Raw genomic sequence first — 20,127 nt, 5'->3', positions numbered from 1 at the left:
TTGGTCACCTTAGTATTTATGAGGTCTTTACTTGTTGATAAACAGATTCCATTTGTTTATCTTTAATCCAACCTAAGAGTTCTACCTCTTTTTCAGTCAATTCTCTACCAAGCTTACATTTACATTCTACTAAGAGCTCTTCATACCATTTTTCAAGTGCCATGTGTAAATGTCTCCTTTGCGTAAAACTCCAATAAAAGGGGAAAGCTTGACCCATTATTGTGTAACATAACCCTATTCTATTCATACATGCACTACAATATGCTCTACAATATGCACTACAATATGCTCTTCATAGTATCTATTATATCTGAATATTCAAAATCATGCATCAATTAATTTAAATTCATTAGCTGATTTTTATCATATTTTTTGTAGGAGATGGGACTCGCTCATGTAAATGTCTAGATGTGAGTTCTTGGTAAAGCAGCTCTAAAAATTCAGAATCCAACTCTAAGTCCATCGCTTTTAAATAAGCATCAATTAAGATATCATTACGAATTTGTTCCATTTACCCTCAGCAACCTCTTTTCATTCTATTTATAAACCTTTATTATCATACGCTTGCTTCATACGATCTAGTGCTTTTGCTAAGGTGTCTCTAGAACAAGCTAAATTCATTCGTTCAAAATGCTCTCCTTCCTCTCCGAAGATCGGACCATGATTGAAAGCCACTTTTGCTTCATGTAGGAACCATTGATTTCTCTCTTTAGCAGGCATATCAAGTTGTTCGCAATCAAGCCATAAAAGGTACGTTCCTTCAGGTTTGATTGGCTTAATCTTAGGCATATGTTCCCCTAAATAATCTTCTACAAATTGATAATTGGCTTGTATATAGATCATTAATTCCTCTAGCCATCCCTCCCCGTGACGATAAGCAGCCTCCGTTGCAGCTTGCGCAAAAATATTAATAGAGCTGAACGTGGATTGAATAAACTGTTTTAGTTTTAATCTTTTCTTCGGATCAAGAACGACTGCATAAGAAGCTTGAATGCCAGCTAAATTAAACGTTTTACTTGGAGCAAGACAAGTCAACGTACGCATTGCCATATCTTCATTGATTGATGCAATTGGAATATGCGTCTGACCATCAAAAAGAAGATCTGCATGGATTTCATCAGAGATGACAAGCAAATCATGCTTTTGACACAATTTTGCTAGCTTCTCAAGTTCATACCTTCTCCACACTCTGCCTACTGGGTTATGTGGATGGGAAAGCAATAAAATTTTAGTCTTATCTGTAATTAAGGACTCTAGTTGAGCAAGGTCCATTTCGTAATGATGGTCGTTCCGTTTTAACGGATTTTTCAAGATCACACGATTATTCTTTTCAACCACATCATAAAAAGGGTAATAAACCGGCGTTTGAATGATGACTTCATCTCCTGGTTCGGTAAAAGCTTGTATCATGTGACTGATCGTTGGTACGATCCCTGATGTGTAAATGAAAGTCTCACTGTTCACTTCCCAATCATATCGCTTCTTCAACCAATCACATATTGCTTCATCTACTTTAGAAGAAGGAGCTGAATAACCAAATACACCATGTTCTGCTTTCTCTTTTAATACGTCTATGACAGGCCTTGGCGCTTTAATATCCATATCAGCAACCCAAAGTGGTATGACATCTCGAGCTCCAAAGCGAGCCTCAGTCATATCCCATTTCATCGAGTCCGTTCCTAGTCGGTCTAATACAAATTCTAATTCATTACTCAAAACAATCCTTCTCCTTCCGTTAAAACCAATCAAAAAGGTGCCTGAATAGACACCACTACCTACTATTCAATATAAATAGGCTTATTTCCTTTTCATTCTACAAAAACAATCATTATTATGAAATTTAAGGCGTAAGACCTACTTTATACTTCCTTACCTTTATCATCCTTTTCTTTTCACTTCATGACTCAAATTTCTTCCTGCTAATCCTTCGACAATATGATCGGCTGCCATTTGAGCCATTTTCATTCTCGTATTGATTGCCGCACTCCCTATATGAGGAAGCGCTGTTACGTTCGATAAACTCATAAGAGGATGATTAGCTGAGATCGGCTCTTGCTCAAACACATCTAAACCTGCAGCGTATATCTGTTGATTACTCAACACATCATAAAGTGCCTCTTCATCAACATTTGTTCCACGAGAAGTATTAATAAAGATAGCCGTCTTTTTCATCTGATCGAATTGTTCACGACCTATCATTTTATTCGTTTCTGGCGTTGAGGGTGCAAGTAAAACGACATAATCAGATTTCTGAAGCAACTCATCCATTGATACATAAGTTGCGCCAAGAGTAGCCTCAGCCTCTTTCTTTCGAGAACGATTATGATAAAGGATGTTCATTGAAAAGCCAGCAGCTCTCTTTGCTACCGCTTCACCAATACGCCCCATACCAATGATCCCAATCGTGGCACCAGAAACTTCTGGTCCCGTTAAATAAAAGGGCCCCCAGCTCTTCCATTCGTCCTTACGAATCACATCCATTGCCCCGACCAATCCTCTGCCGCAAGCAAGGATTAAAGCGAATGTTAAATCAGCGGTCGCATCCGTTAAAACTCCTGGAGTATGACCAACTTTAATCCCTCGTTTTCTAGCTTCTTCTATATCAATATTGTCATACCCTACCGCCATCGTGCTAACAACTTTTAAATTTGGGGCATGCTCGTACAATTCTACATTAATATTATCTGTTAAATTAGTCAGCAGAGCATCCGCATCCTTTACTTCTTCTAATAAAAGGTCTCGTGGCATCACTACATTCTCATGCTTCCACATCATTACCTCATGTTCTTCTCTTAACTGATGCAAAATAGAGTCAGGTAATTTCCTCGTTACGACAACTTTCATTTTCATTTCCACTCCTCTCTCTCTAACCTATTTCTTTCGCCTTAACTTGACGAATTCCTTCACTAACGTACTACAGTACTAATTGTCACGTATTTGACAAGCCAGAAGCAAGGAATTGAACTTACATTTCTAGAAAGGAATATAGTGAGAAGTAATGATTGGAGGAATAACAATGAGTTGGTTTGATGATGTATATAAGGAGTACGAAAAAAAAGCCCAAGATGATCCTTTGCCTGGAAAAGGAAAACCGCTCCCACAAAGCTCCCTTACTGGTGATGTCTTAGACCGTACGATAAGAAATGCAAATTATCTTCCCCCATGGATCAAGCTGCAACACGAAATTCGTGATGAACTCAACCAATTATTAAAGGGAAAACCTAGTGCATATGAGGAAAACATTGAATTAATCAACAATAAAATTCGCAAATTCAACCTCTCATTTCCTCCCTCTTTTCAGAAGAGGCTTATTACTTCAGCCAACTTACCTGAGCAGTTGAAGCAATGGGAGTAAAGAAGAGTGTTGCTTGCCCTTAAGATATTTTTGGCTTTTTTATTACATGACGCCATTTAGCAGGCAACTCGTATGTTTCTAAATGTTCGTAGGTGAGAACCTTAATCGTCTCGGGTAGCACAGGAGATACCTCTAAAGTGACCCCGTCTCTTCCAACCGCAATATGCGGGCCAATCACAGGTGTTACCTCAAGTGTGATGACAAAGTGAAAGGAGCGAAACCCCTCCATTCTCTCTATTTGTTTGAGTTCAATTTCATAAGGATACACGACAGGATTCTCTTTCAAAAAGTCAGAATAGTATTCGTTAATGGGGATTGCTACAGAGTCCAATACGAGCAACATCATAAGATCTTGAACTTTTAGCTCCGTCGAATCATATTCTAAACGTTGAGCTTCACCTAAGCTTGGAAAAGGAATCAGTATCACTGTAAGTAAAATAAGAATGGAGATTTTCTTTTTCATCTTTTTCTCCTTACTTCGTTTTCATCTTACCTTTTCCTCGATTAAGGATAAACATCCATCAAAACACAAAAAAGAACTGTCTCCACATTAGGGTAAACTGTTCTTTTGGCTTTGCAACCTTAGAGTTAGTTTAATCATATCTCTACACTGAATCCCATTTTCAAATAACTCTTCTGAATAATGTTTTATGAAAAAATCTTGTTCAATTCCCGTAACTCGAAATCCACATTTTTGGTATAAGGCTAGCTGATTAATACTGGAATTACCGGTACCGATTTCAATCCATTCATAGCCTGCTACCTTTGCATTTTTAATTGCGTCCCTGATTAAAGCCTTCCCTATCCCTTGTCCTTGAAAAGCTTCTAGTACAGATATGTTCATAATCTCCACCGTATTAGCTCTTCTTGCTAAAAGGACATACACTCCAATTATATTTCCATCCTTTTCAGCGACATAGCATGTACCCTTTTGACAATATTCTTTTACTAATTCTAATGACGGGTCTGCCTCTAATAGTAAGTCGATTGGCAGTGGTGCCGTCTTTGCTAACAAATGTATATTCATCTAACCATCTCATTTTCTCTTCTTTCTCGCTTTTAAGTTTACCTTAAAATAAGACTGAACGATTCATTTCTTTTATCATAAAGAAAGAACAGCTCTAAAAAAGAACTGTTCTTTCTTTATTTATCTACGTCGTCATCTATTTTAATAATAACCACGGTTAGGGCTGCTATCAGAAGCTTGTCGGGCGTTAGCTCAAATCCAATTCTATTTATAACTTCGCTCACTCCAGCCTCTTCTCCATCAACCAATACTATTCCCTTGGTTAAATCCTCTTGCAGCGTCAACGTTCGCTCTTTATGATCTGCATTCACAAACACATAATACGTCCCTGTGCCATCAGTTGAAACGTTCTTATAGCCAATTAGCAAATCCGTTTCTTCTACTTCTGGTGCTTCAATTAATGTTACATGTTTATCAACCATTTCTTTTGAACCTAACCTAAACGCATTTGTCGATCTTCTTAACTGAATCAATCCAGCTGTAAATGCTCTTGTCATATGATGAATGGGACAGGTTTCAGAACTCGTTACCTTACTCCAATCAAAGCTATTTATTCGATCAGATGAATTGTACGAATCGTGAATAAAGAATGGATACGTAAAAGGCTTACCTTCCTCATCTACCATGTAGGTTGATTTATATGGAGCGACCTCGGTTTGTTTTCGATATTGTTTAGTCCGTCCATATTCTTGACCAGCATGAAGAAAAGCGGTCCCTTGACTAGTAAGCACGAGCGCATTTCCTAAACGAATTCGTTTGTGAATTTCTTCTTGATGAAATTCAGGGTCTTTCTTAATCGATTGGGCAATGACATCATGAAGAGTTAAATTGTCATGCGCTTCAATATAAGGCACAACATCCCCCGGGCTGGTAGCCACAAAATTACGAGGTTGTGCTTTAATATTATCGAAGACTTGAGAAATACTTCTCGCTCCATTCGTCAAAAACCTTGGTTGACCTTCGCTGCCATAACCTGACTTTAACTCATTTCTAAACTCATCTGAAAACACGCCCACACTATCGGTATGCTGCATCCAGTCTTGATCAGCAGCTGTGACATGCTCTTCACCCTCATCTCCTACAAAGGTTCGCCAACCTTCTCCTATCATCACAATGTTAGGATTGAGTGCTTTTGCTTGATCAAATGCCAATTGGATACTCTGGCTATCATGATCACCCATCATGTCAAATCGGAACCCATCGACCTTGAATTCATTTACCCAGTATAAAATAGAGTCAATTAATACCTTCCTTGCCATGAAATGAGTTGTTCCTAATCTCCCTCCGCCAAAGCTCGTACGCGGGGTACCATCTGAGTCCATAAAATGATAGTAATGGGAAACAAGGTTCTCGAAGATTTCTACTTGCGCGGTATGATTGTAGACAACATCCAAAATGACACCCATACCTCTTTTGTGAATTTCTTGAATGAGTATTTTTAACTCTTCGATTCTACGGCTTGCCGAATTAGGATTATCCGAATACATCCCACTAGGAGAGAAGTAACTATGCGGGTCATAACCCCAATTATAATTATTGCCCTGAGAAGAATACTCAAGTTCTCTCACTTGATTCTCCCTTTCATTTCCTTTGTAGTAACTCATAATAGGCAAAAGTTGAATATGAGTCACACCTAATTCTTTTATATAATCAAGCTTATTGACAAAAGCTGTATAGGTTCCAAATTGCGCAGATAACTCACCCTCAATTAACGGGTCAGATGTAAAATCTCTAACATGCACCTCATAGATAATTGCATCTTCTCGTTTTTCAAAACCATCAATCGTCGCAAATTCCAGATCGGGCCCGATCATTGAAGGATTGACAATTGCAGCTTTCCCAACAGAATAGCCCCCACTATGATCCCAAGCAGCCATTGATTTCGCGTACGGATCTAGCCCTAATTTCTTTTGGCCGTTTGTTTCTATTACATAATGATAGTAATAATTCGTAAGATCTTGGATACCGGTGTTCCCTTCATTAAGAGTAATCTGCCATACGCCGTCTTTTCCTTGTTCCATTAGTAGGTCATCTTTGACCACATTAAATTGATCCTCTTTATCATAAAGGATTACGGAAATCATCTCTGCAAGCGGGGACCATAATGTAAGGATCGCGCTACCATCTGGGTGAAGAATAGCTCCAAGTTCACCCTCATACTTATATAAATCATCCATTAACTTCCAATTCAAACGCAGGGAGATGACCTGACCTCTAAAAGTCACAGTGAATGGGGCTTGCTCGATAGAAAATGTTCCTGTGACTAGCACCTCATCATTCTCTTTCATTTCAATCTGTTTGATTGCAACCAAATTCCCATGCTTATCTTTAAACTCTAACCCATCATTTATAATACTTTCATCATATAGGTCATCGGTTTTAACTACTTTTATCTTTGCCTCAGTAGGAGATATGATCTCTCCAGAACTTAGATAGATTAACTCATTACCTATTGGAGGTGTATTCATTCGTCATCACCCACTCTCACCAATTAGAATGTGCTTTAATACTAGCATATGCACCAATTATCAACATGTGTCCTTTCTTCGCAATTGATCGTTTGTAAAGATAAGATACAAAAAAGCATATAAGATACCATCCTTATATGCTCTGTCATTTATAATGAAAATATGTCATTTTGATTCAACTTCCCTTAACGATCCTTTGCTTTACCAACTTCTTCTTGAACATTTCCTTTTACTTTATCTTTTTTACCCTCACCTTGAAGCTTTCGGTTGTTTGTTGCATTTCCAACTTGATCCTTTACTTCACCTTTTGCTTTATTTACTCCGCCTTTAACCTTATCTGATACTCCGTTATTATTCGTTGCCATTGTCAATTCCTCCTTTGTATTTAGAGGTATATAACCTTTATTTGCTCGCTATAAACATTAACTTTTAGGTGTTAATATTCTTTTTTTCTCATTTATCACCACAGCCACATTAAAAAGGCTTGAGCTTCCACTGTGGTAAGCGTCGTCTATACCTGAAACATCAACTTCTAAAAAGACATTAACCCATTGATTACTACGCGGGGCGATGGAAAATGGATGAGGGCTGGCATCATTTAATAGGGAGAAAACAGAAAAAGGGTCGGTCCAATATTTTTCTTCAATAAAGAGCAGTTCCCCTTCAAGAGAATGATTGCTGTAATTCTCGAGCAGCACATCACAATTAATAACCATAACTCCCCTATTATTTTGTTCATAGTCACACGTTGTAGACCTTTGTTCGAGCGCATATACACCGCTAGCAAATGTATGTTGATACAGCGATATAACAGTAGAAGGTGCATAAATAACGAGTAAAAAGACGAGTGGAATGACATACCTCTTTCGCCCTTGTTTTGTAGCGTAAGCAACAATATATAAGCCAACTATAAATAAAATTGTTGTTAGAACCCCCACATAATGAACACCTAGCTCTAATTCCATGTTGGAATAAATCGGTATTCCTAGTCGCAATCCAACTTCTTCTCCTAAAGTACGACTATAAGGATAAGGAAAACTGAAAATAATAGATAACAAAATAAGTCCAAGTCCTATTAAGAAATTCCGTGGATGTTGTATCATACGCCACCTCCATAGATAGTCACTCATTGACGCGATCACCATTACGATTAAAATCCAAGTATGGATGATATTACCTATTCTATCATAGCTTTTTAAGCTGAAGGGGATAAACTTAAACAGACTTTAAGGGTTACAGTATGGTAAGATGACTAAAGATATAAATTGGAGAATGTGTATAAAGGAAAGGTGTTATAAATGAGTGTATTAACTGTAAAAAACTTAAGCCACGGCTTTGGTGATCGCGCAATTTTTCATGATGTTTCATTCCGTCTGTTAAAAGGTGAACACATCGGATTAATTGGGGCAAATGGTGAAGGTAAATCGACGTTCATGAACATTATTACAGGCAAATTGATGCCAGATGAAGGAAAAGTAGAATGGTCAAAAAAAGTACGTGTAGGCTACCTTGATCAACACACGGTTCTAGAACGCGGTATGACGATGCGTGATGTACTAAAAGGCGCATTTAAATATCTATATGACTTAGAAGCAGAAATGAATGCCATCTATGACAAAATGGGTGATGTATCACCTGAAGAACTTGAAAAGTTACTTGAAGATGTCGGTGTGATTCAAGACACGTTAACAAACAATGATTTTTATATCATCGATTCGAAGGTTGAAGAAATCGCTCGCGGTCTTGGCTTAGATGATGTAGGTCTTGAAAAAGATGTTGAAGACTTAAGTGGTGGACAACGTACAAAGGTCCTTCTAGCTAAGCTCTTACTTGAAAAGCCAGATATCTTGCTGCTTGATGAGCCGACAAACTATTTAGATGAACAGCACATTGAATGGTTAAAGCGTTACTTGCAGGAATATGAGAATGCATTTATCCTTATTTCCCACGATATTCCATTCCTAAACAGTGTGATTAACCTCATCTATCATATGGAAAACCAAGAATTAAATCGTTATGTTGGGGATTATGATCACTTCCTAGAAGTGCATGAGATGAAAAAACAACAGCTCGAAGCTGCATACAAACGTCAACAGCAAGAGATCTCACAACTTAAAGATTTCGTCGCTCGTAATAAAGCTCGTGTGTCGACACGTAATATGGCGATGTCGCGTCAGAAAAAGCTTGATAAAATGGACGTGATTGAACTAGCAAAAGATAAGCCAAAACCAGAATTCAACTTTAAAGAAGCACGTACTACAAGTAAGTTGATTTTTGAAACAAAGGATCTTGTAATTGGCTATGATGAACCACTCTCTCGTCCACTTGATCTACGTATGGAACGTGGGCAAAAGATCGCTTTAGTTGGGGCCAACGGAATTGGTAAAACGACTCTATTAAAGAGCCTTTTAGGCATAAACAAGCCACTGGCTGGATCTGTTGAACGTGGTGACTATCAAGAAATTGGTTATTTTGAACAAGAAGCAAAAGATTCATCAAATACATGTATCGAGGAAATTTGGCAAGAGTTCCCTTCTCTAGGACAAGCTGAAGTCCGGTCCGCACTGGCAAAATGCGGGCTTACGACAAAGCATATTGAAAGTAAAATGATTGTTCTAAGCGGGGGCGAAAAAGCAAAAGTCCGTTTATGTAAATTAATTAACCGTGAATCAAATATTCTTATTCTTGATGAGCCAACAAACCACTTAGATGTCGATGCAAAAGCCGAACTGCAACGTGCACTTAAAGCATACAAAGGCAGTATCCTTCTAATCTCTCACGAACCTGAATTTTATGAAGGTGTTGTGACAGATGTGTGGAACTGCGAGAGTTGGACGACGAAATTAGTATAAGAAAGATGGCGCCTCCTTGTTGGGGTGCCTTTTTTCGTTTAGCTCCTCTTCATTGGGGAATGATGACTTTAATAGTAATAGGAGGTGCACGTTATGAGCTTTGATTATGACATGGACTTTAAGAACATTGATTTCCGCAAAAATCCAGATAAATATCGTGTTGGGCGTGGGGAGCAAGGTGTTCTTTTAGTTGAACCTTACAAAAGTGAAATTCTTCCACACTGGCGCTTTATAACGCCAGATATTGCTAGGGAATCCTCCGATAAAATCTATGAACTCTTCTTAGAATACAAAGAGAAGAATGATTGCGTTGGAATGGATATGGCCCGAAAATTCATTCAAATGGGCTACACACGCGCAAGACGATATGCCAATTACAAAGGCGGTAAGAAATATGATAAAGATGGCAATGTAGTCGAAAGGGAGATTGATGATACAAAGGCAGAATCAGCAAGGATTTTCGAGAAAAAGTGGAAGATCATACGGACCAATGAAGAGTATTTAAAACAAAAGAAAGAACACCAAAAAAAATACGGTTGACCCCTTCTCCTCCTTACTCTCTACTACTTTTCCCTCCCTCTATTTTATATTTAGCTGTTTTAAATTAAACGTTTGTTTAACCTCCAAAGATGTTCAAAGCTGTGGTACAATAACGCTTGTCTGTAAAAAATAAAATGTCCATGACCTATTGAGAAACGGTAATTTTTGATACATCTTATAAAAAAGGAGGAACCTCCACCTATGAAACATACGCCTTTTATTGCAGTTGAAGGTCCAATTGGAGTTGGAAAAACTTCTCTTGCTAAGGCAATTTCTGCTCATTATCAATATCATCTATTAAAGGAAATTGTCCATGAAAATCCATTTCTAAGTAAGTTTTATGAAGACATTAAAGAATGGAGCTTTCAAACAGAGATGTTCTTTCTCTGCAATCGGTATAAACAACTTGAAGACATTCAACGTAAATACTTAGCTACACAGGTTCCCGTTGTTGCTGATTATCATATTTATAAAAATATTATTTTTGCCAAACGTACGTTGAGAGAAGATCAATACGATAAATACACGGCGATATATGACATTATGACCAATGATATGCCGAAGCCAAATTTCATTATTTATCTTCAAGCTAGTCTTCCCACTCTCTTAAAGCGAATTGAGATGCGCGGACGTAAGATGGAACAAAAAATGGACCCTGATTATCTTCGCCAACTTTCAGAAGACTATGAAATAGCTATGGCGAAATGGGCACTTGAATACCCTGATATTCCCATTATACGCATCGATGGTGATGAACTTGATTTTGTCCAACATGAACAAGACCTCAATAAGATTTTCACTATGATAGATGATGCAAGAAAAGAAGGAGCTTTTTGTCTTGAACCTACGAACTAAATATAATATCCCTGAAGACGCTATTATAACCATTGCCGGAACAGTTGGTGTCGGTAAGTCGACCATGACAAAATCAATTGCCAAGGCTCTTGGATTTCATACTTCATTTGAAAATGTTGACCATAATCCCTATTTAAATAAATTCTATGCAGATTTTGAGCGTTGGAGCTTTCATTTACAAATCTATTTCTTAGCTGAACGATTTAAAGAGCAAAAACGTATGTATGAACAAGGTGGTGGATTCGTTCAAGACCGCTCCATTTATGAAGATACAGGCATCTTTGCCAAAATGCATGCAGATAAAGGGACGATGACTCCGGTTGATTATGAGACGTACACAAGCTTGTTTGATGCGATGGTCATGACACCTTTCTTCCCCCACCCACATGTCCTCATTTACCTTGAGGGAAGCGTTGATGATATTATTGATCGTATCCAAGAGCGTGGACGTGAGATGGAACAACAAACTCCTCTTACTTACTGGGAAGAAATGCATAAGCGTTATGAAACTTGGATCGAGTCCTTTACGTCATGTCCAGTTTTACGCTTAAATATTTCTGACTATGACCTACTCGCGAATGAAGATGACATTGAACCGATCATTGCTAAAATTGCTGCTGTCATTGAGAGTAATAAGTCCGTGCACCAACTATAAGAGAACTCCCCATTTGACGAGGTCAGATGGGGAGTTTTTTAGCTTACTTTATATTATATAATTCATATTTACCCTTTTTCGCGAATATGCTATGCCAAAGCCTGAATGTCATAAAAGAGAGAGGTAAATCATGATTCAGATATCGGGGGTACCTTTTCAGTCCACTCAAGCTTGGCCAGTTGGAAGTATCGAGCGTACAATTGTTGATAGGATGATGAACTCCTCTTCTTCATTCGAATATCGATCAATGAACGAGCAACAATTTGAACTTGAATTACGAAGAAGCATCATTCGAAGTGCGAGACTGCTTAACCAGAGCAATGCCGCATTTGAAGTTTTTGAACGTTCTCGTAGTAATCCAGTATTTTGGTACACAACGAGATATGGTGGGTTTCAATTAAGGCCTGGGGTGAGACCTTCTATAGCAATCGATGATATTTACAGAAATGGTCACCTTTATGGGTTCGAATGTGCAACTGCTATGATCATTGTCTATTACTATGCCGTCTTACAAGTCATTGGCGCTGCAAAGTTTGATCAATTGTTTCCCGACCTCTATTTATATAGCTGGAATTTTGACCCTGACCTCGCTCTTAACACGGGATTCACCAATCAGTTTATACCTGGAGATGTGGTCTATTTTAATAATCCACAGTTTAACCCCCAAACGCCTGAGTGGCGTGGTGTAAATGCTGTTGTGCTTGAAGATGGAACTTATTACGGGCACGGGATGGGAATTATGCGAGCTGAGCAGATGATTGCTAGTCTAAATGAATCGAGAGCCCCGTGGTCTACTCAACCTGCTTATTTAACCAATATGGTTACAAGACCAGGTTTTACGTACTTAGCCAATGTATCTCTACAACGCCATTCACGTCCTGAAAAGCTAAAGTACATGGTGGTTGAACATAATGAAAGCTCCATTTCATTTGACCGCTATGTTTATTACTTAAATAACTCCCACCTTTTTGAGGAAAGCCCTTAAGGTGGGGGTTTTTATTATTTTCAAAAGTTGTCAGAATTAAACCGATCTCTTACCATCTTCTGTTATGAACCTCACTAGCTGCTCTCACACCTGACTCAACTGCACCCTCAATCCACGCATGAAAGGCAGAAGTATGTTCACCAGCAAAATGAATACGTTGCTCTGGAGACTTAATAATCTCTGGATATGAATATGCTTGGTAGGGTCCATATAAAGAAAAACATCCGCCTGAAAAACGACTTTGTCCCCAACTATAAGAAGCTCCACTCATATACGTCTCAAAAACTTGATCGCCATGTACTTGTGCAAGATATTTTAATGCTTGTTCTTGGCGTTCCTCTTCAGATAGCGCCTCCCATAGCCTAGCATTCTCTCCCCACGTATAACTTGCCAATAGAACGCCAGATCCAGGTTCTCCCATTCTTTGGCTCGGATAATAGGTAAATTGCGTCGGTAAATCAGTAATTAATTTACCGCCCAACATCCCATCCCCCTCCCAAAACTTCTCTTTAAATTCCATCCCTATTTTCACCGAGGACACGTAGGGAAGAGTACGAATCGTCTTCCATTTGGAGAAGCTAATAGAATCATAAGGTTCAACATCAATGAATTGAAAAACTGAAAAGGGGATTGTCGTAATAACCAAATCTCCATTAAAGCTTTGAACAGAGTTATTTGCTTCCGTTACTACCTCAACCCCTGACGGATGTTGATGAATTTGTTTAACGATATGCCCTAAAAAAATATTTTCTTTTAGATAAGGCATAAATGCTAGTGGCAGTTGGTCATTCCCACCCTTTATATCGTAGAACTCAATATCCTCACCAAAAATAGTATTTACGATATTCAAAAGGGTATCGATAAAAGATAAAGAAGGAAATCCTTCTATTCCTAATAAAACCTGTATCTTATTAATAGCATTAGCTGATATCGAGCTACTAAGGGGATTATTTCTTAAGAAAGTTGTCATTGAATATCTATCAAAATTTTTTCTTAACATTGATTGTTGTGATTCAGAAGCATTACTATATAACTCCACAAAAGCTTGAACGGCTTGTTGTAATAGCTCCTCTGCCGTTTTACCTTTTTCGTCTAAGGTTAAGGGAAATCCTAAAATAGATGGGTCCTTTTCATATTGATATCTTCTTTTTAACCGTCCGTTTACATAAATAAGATCATTAGGTGTGCTCGTAATAAAGGGGCTTAATGGTAAATTGAATTTCTTTATAAACTCTAATGTTAATTTATGATGATTAGGGATTCTCATTGCACCAGCTTCAACATAGTGATCAGAAGAAAAAGGTTGGCGCATCGTATAAATTCTTCCACCTACCCTCGAGCTTCCTTCAAGGATTGTAACGGAGTGACCCGCTTGCTTTAGTAAGTATCCCGCAACAAGGCCTGCCATCCCTGCCCCAAGGATTAGGATTTTTTTCGGATCCAGACTTCTCGGTAGTCCTTGCTGAATCAACTTTAGTTTCTCCACTATTTCTGAGCTCTGGTTTGCATGTGAAACGACTCTACTATAGTTCATTAGCTCCCCCCTTATGTATATGAATCATGCCGGTACTCCCCCAAGAATATCTGCTCATTCACAAGGTTTAAGCTCAACCCAAAAACCGGACAGCTTTTTTATGCTGCCCGGTCATCTTCATCTTCTTCTTCCTTTTCAGTTGCCCAATAGTACATTTTAGGAATATGAATCAATCTGACGTACTCTTGAAGTATAGATCCCCCAACAAACGCCACCATTTGTAGATCGATTCCTTTTAACATGATAACACACTCCCTTTTGGGCAGTTTATGATCATGAATGATTGTCTTATAACTAGATCGCTCGCTAATTTTTATAAAAATACTCCCCTGCTTGTATCATCCCCCTCCTCTCCGGCGGCTTCTCTAAGCTATCCATAGGAGTATACTTCACAGGATCTGGTGGTTCTTCTAACAGCTCCCAAGCTTCCTCGAAATGACCTTTTTTAAACGCTTTTATCACATCTTCAAGATCAAGGCGATCGACTATTTGAACGCCAGTTGCACTTGCTAACTTCATACAAGGTTCTGATATTTTTTCTGCTGATGTAATAATCAAAGCTCTATCTGCACCGTAATAGGTTTTTGCGGTATATACTTCTTGAACAGCAGATAAACCCATCTTATCCCGGTAGCGCTTCGCCTGAACAACCGTTCTAAAGCCTTCCTGGTCCTCAAATATTAGATCTGCTCCGTAATCTCGGCTTTTCTTCGTTTGATATATATGATCGTAATCAAGCGCTGAGATTAGCACGTATAAGTAATCTTCAAATTCATGACCATCCATTTTATCGATATCACGCAAGGTGATCTTCGCTAAATCAAACCTTCTTCTTCTCCAGAGCTTCCATCTAATCCAGCCTAATAGTCCAATAAAAATAAGAATGCCTATCCAGACAATTGGTGAACTAAAAGAAAACGAATCAACCATTCGTCTTCACACCTTTCCTTTTACCTGCCCTTATCTTACGGAATAATTATTAGAGATGCAAACGTTTGTTTCGGTTTATTCCATCTACATCTAAAGTTGTAGAAAAAAACCCGCCACATCTCTTATTGAATATCAACATCATCTCCGAGTTCAAATTTCCCAAACACTCGTAAACTATAACTATCACATAAGTAAAGGAGCCAGTTAAATGAGACAACAACCAAACGTCATTATGATCACAGGTGCCTCTTTAGGATTAGGTAAAGCTCTTACCCTTCATTTAGCTAAACAAGGACATCAATTGGCGATTTGTGCACGTAATAAAAAAGCATTAGAGCAAGTAAAAAGAGAAGCTGTTACTCTTGGTGCGGAAGTACTCGCAGAAGTAGCTGATGTAAGTAAGATAAGAGACGTAGAACGCTTTGTTTCGATTACTGAAAATCACTTTGGTAGGGTTGATATTTTAATAAATAATGCTTCTGCATTCGGCCCTGGTCCAACATTATTAACCGATTATCCTGATGAGATATTCAAGGAAGTAATCAATGTGAATATTTTAAATCTCTTTTATATGACAAAGCGAGTACTCCCTGGTATGTTAACGCGTGGGATAGGCAAAATCATTTCACTCACTTCTGAAACAGGGAGAATAGGCTATGCAGAGTGGGGAGCTTATAGTGTGTCAAAATTTGCTTTGGAAGGTCTTGCTGCAGTTTGGACAGAGGAACTAACAGATACAGGAGTAGCAATGGTATTAGTTGACCCCGGTGAAATGGATACAGCGATGCATGAAATAGCTGTTCCAGATTGCGACTATGAATTAATGTCCCCAGAAGAAGTAGCTACTGCTTTTGACTACCTAATTGAAGCGAACCCTAGTAAGGTACATGGCAAGCGATTTGAAGTACAAACTTTTTTAAAGAAGGGCTTACACGATGAAAAATAGTGCAGTTCATTCCTTCCAACTACCATCAGAACTTCACGCTAGTACCCCAGTTGAAATCATCCATGGTAAGCGTGACAACGTTCGGTTAATGATTTTAAATGGTAATTCTAATGAGGTGAATCACCACTCATTTGATTATATCATTGAGAGCCTTTCGCCCAATGATCTTCTCATCCTTAATACGAGTAGAACGATTCCAAGTTCACTTTTGACTATAGACAACGTAGAGATTCGGTTATCCAGAAAAATTGATGAAGCTATCTGGGATGTGTTAATAGTAGGCGAGAAAAGAGAATCAGGAGGCGAGCTCCTCTTTAACGAAAATGTTAAAGCAATCATTATTGAAGAAGGGGAGGTTCCTGAGCTCACCCGAATTCAGTTTTCAATTGGCGGGAATGAGCTCTTACACTTTTTTTATCAATATGGTGAACCCATAAAATATGAATACATCGATTCGCCCTGGGCTCTTCAAAGTTATCAAACTGTCTATAGCTCTACCCCTGGGTCAGTTGAAATGAACTCAGCCGGCCGGGCATTTACATGGCGATTACTACAAAAACTGATGAACAAAGGCGTTAAACTTGGGTACATTTGTCTGCACACCGGTTTAAGCTACTTTGAGGATAATCATTGGCCGGATCCTACTACACATGCAGAGTGGTTCTCTGTCCCCAAACAAACCGTTGATCAAATTAATGATGCCAAATCCTCGAATAATCGTATTATCGCAGTAGGTACAACAGTTGTTCGTGCCTTAGAAAGTGCTTATAACCCTCATGATGGCCTGCGACCTTCTGAGGGCTTAACTAACCTTTATATCAACAAAGAAACAGAGATAAAGATTGTTGATGGTTTATTAACAGGCTTTCACGAACCAGAGGCAAGCCACCTCGATTTGCTTACAGCTTTTGTTGATAAAGACTTGTTACTAAGTGCTTACCAAATAGCAATTAGGGAGCAATATATGTGGCATGAATTTGGTGACCTTAACCTAATATGGAAGGCGAAATAGATTGAAGTTACACCATATTGGAATTGAGGTGAGGGATATAGAGAAGAGCACGAATTTTTATCAATCCTATTGCGCCGCAGATTTCCTTTTCGAACTAAAGTGGGAGAATGAGACGATACGTTTCTTTAAGCTAGGTGCCTTGATGTTAGAACTAGTTTATAATGCTTCTCCTTCTAATGAATCAACAAGTTATCATCTTGCTTGGCAAGTCGGTTCTATTAATTACCTTATGAGCCAATTTCCTAGATCGATTACAAGCAAAATAGAAGGTCCATATACATTTAATAACGGTTGGAAATCTATTTTCTATCAACACTCGGAAATTGAAATGATTGAATGGATTGAGATCCCCTCATCAACTATTTAATGAGGAGGATCTCTTTATTTATCTAAACGATGACGTATCGCAAACAAAGCAGCCTGAGTACGGTCACCAAGCTCTAATTTAGCGAAAATATTTGAGATATGAGTCTTAACCGTTTTCTCTGTAATATGAAGAACCTCTGCTAATTCCTTGTTACTTCGTCCTCTCGTTAACTCTACCAAAACCTCTTTCTCGCGTTTTGTGAGACTGTTAATCTTCACTTCTTCCTCATCTTGTTGATGAGTGATTCGTGTTAAAACATACTTCAATACTTTACTATGTACCTTACTCTCACCTGCATATAATGCTCGAATCGTTTCAGCAAGTTCATCCGGATCAATGTCTTTTAGTTGATAGCCACTTGCTCCGGCTTGTAGAGCAGGAATGACGTGATCTTGGTCAGAGAAACTTGTAAGAGCAAGAATCTTTAACTGAGGATATTCATTCATCAATCTTTCTATAGCTTTAATCCCATTCATAATCGGCATCACTAAATCCATAAGCACGACATCCGGCTTGAGCGCTCTCACCTGTTCAATTGCTTCTTGTCCATTCGAGGCCTCGCCCACGATAACAAGATCAGTCTGTGTTTCTAAAAAGAATCGTAAGCCCCTCCGCACCATTTGGTGATCATCTACGATTAACACTCTAATCATGATCTTCCCTCCCCTCAAGCGGTATTCTCACTTGGATAGTCGTCCCTTTATCCATTTCGCTTTTAAGCGCGAACTCCCCACCAATCTCGATTGCCCGTTCCTCCATATTCCTAAGCCCCATTCCAGAATGAATATTCATATTTAAACGTTCAAATCCAATTCCGTGGTCGATTATTTCCACTAATATAGCTTGATCATTGATGGTAAAGTGGACCCTCACTGAGTTGAGGCCAGAATGCTTACGAGAGTTATTAATCGCCTCTTGGATAATTCTCCATAAATGGAGTTCTGCATGTGGATGCAACCGAACTTGATCCTCTACAAAAACATCTACTTTAATATCTAATAAAGCTGCATAGCGATGAATAGCCGGGATGAGCCCATCTTCTAACTCCTCAGATCGCATCTGCCATATAATCTGTTTCACTTGCAGGAGGGCTTCATTTGACACTTCACTTATTAATTCAACTGCTTCGTTCACCTTCTGCTTCTCACTTACTCCTTTTATGCTTTTAGCAGTAAGAGATAGAGAGAAGAGCAATTGATTAACTGAATCATGAAGGTCTCTCGCCAATCTATGTCTCTCTTCCATCCTCACTATTTCGCGTTTCTTTTCTTCAAGCTTCAACCTCTTAACCGTTGTCCCCACCTGGAGGGCAACCGTCTCCAAAACTTCCAATTCTTCTTTAGAGAAATGTTCCTTCCCCCGCGAAGCAATGTTAATCAACCCATACGCTTCGTCTCCTGCTACTATAGGGACAGTCGCGTGATGAGTTAATCCGTTTGTTGGTTGATTACCTTTATTAATTGCTCTCTCCATTCTTCTACACTCCATAATATTTGCTGCTCTTTGAAGATGACCTTTTATGAATTTATCTTTGCACCAGCAGCTTCCCTGACACATTAATGCACATTGATCTGCTGTAAGTGCTTGGGGTAAACGATGATGGGCGATTAATTGATGGTCATTGTCATCAACAAGAAAAATCCACCCAGTCTCGTGGTTGGTCACTTCTAGTAAACTCTCTAATACAGATTGTAGCATCGTATGCAGATCGTCTCCTATATTTAGTGTTTGAGCAATCGTTTTTAACGTATGTACGACATTCATAGACCCACCTCCCCTACATTATAAAGCGTAACATGATTTTCAAGGAATTTTTTACATATTACTTAGTAAAAAGTGGAATAGTAAAAAAGATTTCCTAAAGAAAGGACGGAGATTTATGCAAAAAAGAAACCCAGATTCTCCAACTAAAAAGAAACGATACCCTTTTCTTCCCACCCTCTTATTTGTGATTACATTTTATCTCGTTCAGCTATATCAATACAATTTAACAGCGTTTTTTATTGTCTTAGGGCTTCTCGGTTCGATCCCTCTTTCTTGGTATGGGTGGAAACAGCTACGTATTGCCGAACAACGCATATCTTCAGCTCGCGAAATCGAAGGAATGAACCATCATCAATTTAAATTATTATTGATTCCATTGTTTCAAAAACAAGGCTATTCCGTTACCAGAATCAAGCATTCAAATGATCAAGGAGTCCATCTTATTGTTCGTAAAAGAGGAACAAAAGCAATCGTCCATGCCAAACTAAGCCAAACGGAAGTTCAAGCAAAAGTAGTCCGTGAGTTAAATCATTTAAAAGGTCAATACAAGGCGAATCAAGTCATCGTCGTGACAAACCATCAATTTACAAAAGAAGCCCAACAGTACGCTACTGCAAGTAAAACCATTTTAATGGGTTATGATACTTTAGATGCCATGATTCAAGTATTTATGAAAAAGAAAAAACATCATCGTTTTATCGAAAGAGTACGATCAGCTTGGTTAGATTAACCTCCTTCTATAAAAAAGTAGAACAATACCCTAAAGAGCAGAAAGACACTCCCTGCACTTTAGGGTTATTTTCTGTCTAAAAACACAGATGACAATAGCTATGTCAT

The 20,127-nt window shown here is 38.6% G+C and carries 24 protein-coding genes; 10 read left to right on the top strand and 14 right to left on the bottom strand.

Annotated features, from left to right (window positions below):
* Positions 1-16: 16 nt before the first annotated feature.
* The 4 genes from RYX56_RS18470 to RYX56_RS18455 all read right to left on the bottom strand — a co-directional run bounded on the left by RYX56_RS18470 (position 17) and on the right by RYX56_RS18455 (position 2,844).
* Positions 17-163: a hypothetical protein gene (locus RYX56_RS18470; protein ID WP_317123519.1), complete on the bottom strand. Its 147-nt coding sequence runs from the start codon at positions 161-163 to the stop codon at positions 17-19.
* A gap of 186 nt (positions 164-349) precedes the next feature.
* Entirely contained in the window at positions 350-511 is a 162-nt protein-coding gene (gene sda / locus RYX56_RS18465; RefSeq protein WP_317123518.1) for a sporulation histidine kinase inhibitor Sda, read from the bottom strand.
* A gap of 29 nt (positions 512-540) precedes the next feature.
* The gene (locus tag RYX56_RS18460) at positions 541-1,716 is read right to left on the bottom strand and encodes a MalY/PatB family protein (RefSeq protein WP_317123517.1); all 1,176 of its coding nucleotides are present in this window, start codon (positions 1,714-1,716) and stop codon (positions 541-543) included.
* Positions 1,717-1,878: 162 nt separating this feature from the next.
* The gene (locus tag RYX56_RS18455; protein WP_317123570.1) at positions 1,879-2,844 is read right to left on the bottom strand and encodes a 2-hydroxyacid dehydrogenase; all 966 of its coding nucleotides are present in this window, start codon (positions 2,842-2,844) and stop codon (positions 1,879-1,881) included.
* A 172-nt stretch (positions 2,845-3,016) separates the two neighbouring features.
* Here RYX56_RS18455 and RYX56_RS18450 point away from each other — a divergent pair, with 172 nt between their 5' ends.
* The gene (locus RYX56_RS18450) at positions 3,017-3,355 is read left to right on the top strand and encodes a DnaJ family domain-containing protein (RefSeq protein ID WP_317123516.1); all 339 of its coding nucleotides are present in this window, start codon (positions 3,017-3,019) and stop codon (positions 3,353-3,355) included.
* Positions 3,356-3,374: 19 nt separating this feature from the next.
* On the opposite strand, the gene RYX56_RS18445 is transcribed toward RYX56_RS18450, so the two are convergent.
* The 5 genes from RYX56_RS18445 to RYX56_RS18425 all read right to left on the bottom strand — a co-directional run bounded on the left by RYX56_RS18445 (position 3,375) and on the right by RYX56_RS18425 (position 7,953).
* Positions 3,375-3,818 (bottom strand): DUF3888 domain-containing protein, encoded by a 444-nt coding sequence (locus RYX56_RS18445; RefSeq protein WP_317123515.1) that lies wholly within the window; start codon positions 3,816-3,818, stop codon positions 3,375-3,377.
* An 87-nt stretch (positions 3,819-3,905) separates the two neighbouring features.
* Positions 3,906-4,382 carry a GNAT family N-acetyltransferase gene (locus RYX56_RS18440; RefSeq protein ID WP_317123514.1) on the bottom strand — a complete coding sequence of 159 codons (477 nt, stop codon included), beginning with the start codon at positions 4,380-4,382 and terminating at the stop codon, positions 3,906-3,908.
* Between the two features lie 116 nt (positions 4,383-4,498).
* A complete protein-coding gene (locus RYX56_RS18435) occupies positions 4,499-6,850 on the bottom strand; it encodes a pullulanase (RefSeq protein ID WP_317123513.1) in 2,352 nt (783 codons plus the stop codon).
* Between the two features lie 185 nt (positions 6,851-7,035).
* On the bottom strand, positions 7,036-7,215 hold the full coding sequence (locus tag RYX56_RS18430) for a CsbD family protein (RefSeq protein ID WP_317123512.1): 180 nt from the start codon (positions 7,213-7,215) through the stop codon (positions 7,036-7,038).
* A gap of 57 nt (positions 7,216-7,272) precedes the next feature.
* Complete coding sequence (locus RYX56_RS18425) at positions 7,273-7,953, bottom strand: hypothetical protein (RefSeq protein WP_317123511.1); 681 nt, start codon at positions 7,951-7,953, stop codon at positions 7,273-7,275.
* A gap of 195 nt (positions 7,954-8,148) precedes the next feature.
* Between RYX56_RS18425 and RYX56_RS18420 the strand changes: the two genes are divergently transcribed.
* From RYX56_RS18420 to RYX56_RS18400, 5 genes are all read left to right on the top strand, one after another.
* The gene (locus tag RYX56_RS18420) at positions 8,149-9,702 is read left to right on the top strand and encodes an ABC-F family ATP-binding cassette domain-containing protein (RefSeq protein ID WP_317123510.1); all 1,554 of its coding nucleotides are present in this window, start codon (positions 8,149-8,151) and stop codon (positions 9,700-9,702) included.
* 93 nt (positions 9,703-9,795) lie between these two features.
* Positions 9,796-10,242 carry a DUF4385 domain-containing protein gene (locus tag RYX56_RS18415; protein ID WP_317123509.1) on the top strand — a complete coding sequence of 149 codons (447 nt, stop codon included), beginning with the start codon at positions 9,796-9,798 and terminating at the stop codon, positions 10,240-10,242.
* Between the two features lie 201 nt (positions 10,243-10,443).
* Positions 10,444-11,097 (top strand): deoxynucleoside kinase, encoded by a 654-nt coding sequence (locus RYX56_RS18410; protein ID WP_317123508.1) that lies wholly within the window; start codon positions 10,444-10,446, stop codon positions 11,095-11,097.
* Positions 11,081-11,752: a deoxynucleoside kinase gene (locus RYX56_RS18405; protein WP_317123507.1), complete on the top strand. Its 672-nt coding sequence runs from the start codon at positions 11,081-11,083 to the stop codon at positions 11,750-11,752. The genes RYX56_RS18410 and RYX56_RS18405 overlap by 17 nt, the downstream gene beginning before the upstream one ends.
* A gap of 130 nt (positions 11,753-11,882) precedes the next feature.
* A complete protein-coding gene (locus RYX56_RS18400) occupies positions 11,883-12,737 on the top strand; it encodes a protein-glutamine gamma-glutamyltransferase (RefSeq protein WP_317123506.1) in 855 nt (284 codons plus the stop codon).
* A 49-nt stretch (positions 12,738-12,786) separates the two neighbouring features.
* On the opposite strand, the gene RYX56_RS18395 is transcribed toward RYX56_RS18400, so the two are convergent.
* The 3 genes from RYX56_RS18395 to RYX56_RS18385 all read right to left on the bottom strand — a co-directional run bounded on the left by RYX56_RS18395 (position 12,787) and on the right by RYX56_RS18385 (position 15,201).
* Positions 12,787-14,271, bottom strand: coding sequence for a flavin monoamine oxidase family protein (locus tag RYX56_RS18395; protein WP_317123505.1), 1,485 nt, complete (start codon positions 14,269-14,271; stop codon positions 12,787-12,789).
* 98 nt (positions 14,272-14,369) lie between these two features.
* Complete coding sequence (locus tag RYX56_RS18390; RefSeq protein ID WP_317123504.1) at positions 14,370-14,513, bottom strand: hypothetical protein; 144 nt, start codon at positions 14,511-14,513, stop codon at positions 14,370-14,372.
* A 64-nt stretch (positions 14,514-14,577) separates the two neighbouring features.
* The gene (locus RYX56_RS18385) at positions 14,578-15,201 is read right to left on the bottom strand and encodes a restriction endonuclease (protein ID WP_317123503.1); all 624 of its coding nucleotides are present in this window, start codon (positions 15,199-15,201) and stop codon (positions 14,578-14,580) included.
* Between the two features lie 208 nt (positions 15,202-15,409).
* On the opposite strand from RYX56_RS18385, the gene RYX56_RS18380 reads away from it, so the two are divergent.
* From RYX56_RS18380 to RYX56_RS18370, 3 genes are read left to right on the top strand one after another with little or no spacing between them, the layout of a single operon-like run.
* Positions 15,410-16,147 (top strand): SDR family NAD(P)-dependent oxidoreductase, encoded by a 738-nt coding sequence (locus tag RYX56_RS18380; protein ID WP_317123502.1) that lies wholly within the window; start codon positions 15,410-15,412, stop codon positions 16,145-16,147.
* The gene (locus RYX56_RS18375; RefSeq protein WP_317123501.1) at positions 16,137-17,159 is read left to right on the top strand and encodes an S-adenosylmethionine:tRNA ribosyltransferase-isomerase; all 1,023 of its coding nucleotides are present in this window, start codon (positions 16,137-16,139) and stop codon (positions 17,157-17,159) included. Before RYX56_RS18380 ends, RYX56_RS18375 begins: the two co-directional genes overlap by 11 nt.
* Before the next feature lies 1 nt (position 17,160).
* Positions 17,161-17,526: a VOC family protein gene (locus RYX56_RS18370; protein WP_317123500.1), complete on the top strand. Its 366-nt coding sequence runs from the start codon at positions 17,161-17,163 to the stop codon at positions 17,524-17,526.
* Between the two features lie 14 nt (positions 17,527-17,540).
* Here RYX56_RS18370 and RYX56_RS18365 read toward each other — a convergent pair whose 3' ends face one another.
* Both RYX56_RS18365 and RYX56_RS18360 read right to left on the bottom strand, forming a co-directional pair.
* On the bottom strand, positions 17,541-18,179 hold the full coding sequence (locus RYX56_RS18365) for a response regulator transcription factor (RefSeq protein WP_317123499.1): 639 nt from the start codon (positions 18,177-18,179) through the stop codon (positions 17,541-17,543).
* Complete coding sequence (locus tag RYX56_RS18360) at positions 18,172-19,290, bottom strand: GAF domain-containing sensor histidine kinase (RefSeq protein ID WP_317123498.1); 1,119 nt, start codon at positions 19,288-19,290, stop codon at positions 18,172-18,174. Before RYX56_RS18360 ends, RYX56_RS18365 begins: the two co-directional genes overlap by 8 nt.
* A 115-nt stretch (positions 19,291-19,405) precedes the next feature.
* Between RYX56_RS18360 and RYX56_RS18355 the strand changes: the two genes are divergently transcribed.
* On the top strand, positions 19,406-20,020 hold the full coding sequence (locus RYX56_RS18355) for a restriction endonuclease (RefSeq protein WP_317123497.1): 615 nt from the start codon (positions 19,406-19,408) through the stop codon (positions 20,018-20,020).
* Positions 20,021-20,127: the final 107 nt, after the last annotated feature.

This window comes from Alkalihalophilus lindianensis, assembly GCF_032843265.1.
Classification (GTDB): Bacteria; Bacillota; Bacilli; order Bacillales; family Bacillaceae_D; genus Alkalihalophilus; species Alkalihalophilus lindianensis.
This window is presented reverse-complemented; position numbering and strand designations above follow the sequence as displayed.

Excerpts from the sequence above, each read along its gene's own strand:
- RYX56_RS18410 (WP_317123508.1), top strand. The coding sequence starts at position 10,444 with ATGAAACATACGCCTTTTATTGCAGTTGAAGGTCCAATTGGAGTTGGA.
- RYX56_RS18395 (WP_317123505.1), bottom strand. The coding sequence starts at position 14,271 with ATGAACTATAGTAGAGTCGTTTCACATGCAAACCAGAGCTCAGAAATA.
- RYX56_RS18425 (WP_317123511.1), bottom strand. The coding sequence starts at position 7,953 with ATGATACAACATCCACGGAATTTCTTAATAGGACTTGGACTTATTTTG.
- RYX56_RS18365 (WP_317123499.1), bottom strand. The coding sequence starts at position 18,179 with ATGATTAGAGTGTTAATCGTAGATGATCACCAAATGGTGCGGAGGGGC.
- RYX56_RS18400 (WP_317123506.1), top strand. The coding sequence starts at position 11,883 with ATGATTCAGATATCGGGGGTACCTTTTCAGTCCACTCAAGCTTGGCCA.
- RYX56_RS18375 (WP_317123501.1), top strand. The coding sequence starts at position 16,137 with ATGAAAAATAGTGCAGTTCATTCCTTCCAACTACCATCAGAACTTCAC.
- RYX56_RS18360 (WP_317123498.1), bottom strand. The coding sequence starts at position 19,290 with ATGAATGTCGTACATACGTTAAAAACGATTGCTCAAACACTAAATATA.
- RYX56_RS18455 (WP_317123570.1), bottom strand. The coding sequence starts at position 2,844 with ATGAAAGTTGTCGTAACGAGGAAATTACCTGACTCTATTTTGCATCAG.
- RYX56_RS18440 (WP_317123514.1), bottom strand. The coding sequence starts at position 4,382 with ATGAATATACATTTGTTAGCAAAGACGGCACCACTGCCAATCGACTTA.
- sda (WP_317123518.1), bottom strand. The coding sequence starts at position 511 with ATGGAACAAATTCGTAATGATATCTTAATTGATGCTTATTTAAAAGCG.
- RYX56_RS18445 (WP_317123515.1), bottom strand. The coding sequence starts at position 3,818 with ATGAAAAAGAAAATCTCCATTCTTATTTTACTTACAGTGATACTGATT.
- RYX56_RS18415 (WP_317123509.1), top strand. The coding sequence starts at position 9,796 with ATGAGCTTTGATTATGACATGGACTTTAAGAACATTGATTTCCGCAAA.
- RYX56_RS18390 (WP_317123504.1), bottom strand. The coding sequence starts at position 14,513 with ATGTTAAAAGGAATCGATCTACAAATGGTGGCGTTTGTTGGGGGATCT.
- RYX56_RS18355 (WP_317123497.1), top strand. The coding sequence starts at position 19,406 with ATGCAAAAAAGAAACCCAGATTCTCCAACTAAAAAGAAACGATACCCT.
- RYX56_RS18420 (WP_317123510.1), top strand. The coding sequence starts at position 8,149 with ATGAGTGTATTAACTGTAAAAAACTTAAGCCACGGCTTTGGTGATCGC.
- RYX56_RS18435 (WP_317123513.1), bottom strand. The coding sequence starts at position 6,850 with ATGAATACACCTCCAATAGGTAATGAGTTAATCTATCTAAGTTCTGGA.
- RYX56_RS18450 (WP_317123516.1), top strand. The coding sequence starts at position 3,017 with ATGAGTTGGTTTGATGATGTATATAAGGAGTACGAAAAAAAAGCCCAA.
- RYX56_RS18430 (WP_317123512.1), bottom strand. The coding sequence starts at position 7,215 with ATGGCAACGAATAATAACGGAGTATCAGATAAGGTTAAAGGCGGAGTA.
- RYX56_RS18385 (WP_317123503.1), bottom strand. The coding sequence starts at position 15,201 with ATGGTTGATTCGTTTTCTTTTAGTTCACCAATTGTCTGGATAGGCATT.
- RYX56_RS18380 (WP_317123502.1), top strand. The coding sequence starts at position 15,410 with ATGAGACAACAACCAAACGTCATTATGATCACAGGTGCCTCTTTAGGA.
- RYX56_RS18470 (WP_317123519.1), bottom strand. The coding sequence starts at position 163 with ATGGCACTTGAAAAATGGTATGAAGAGCTCTTAGTAGAATGTAAATGT.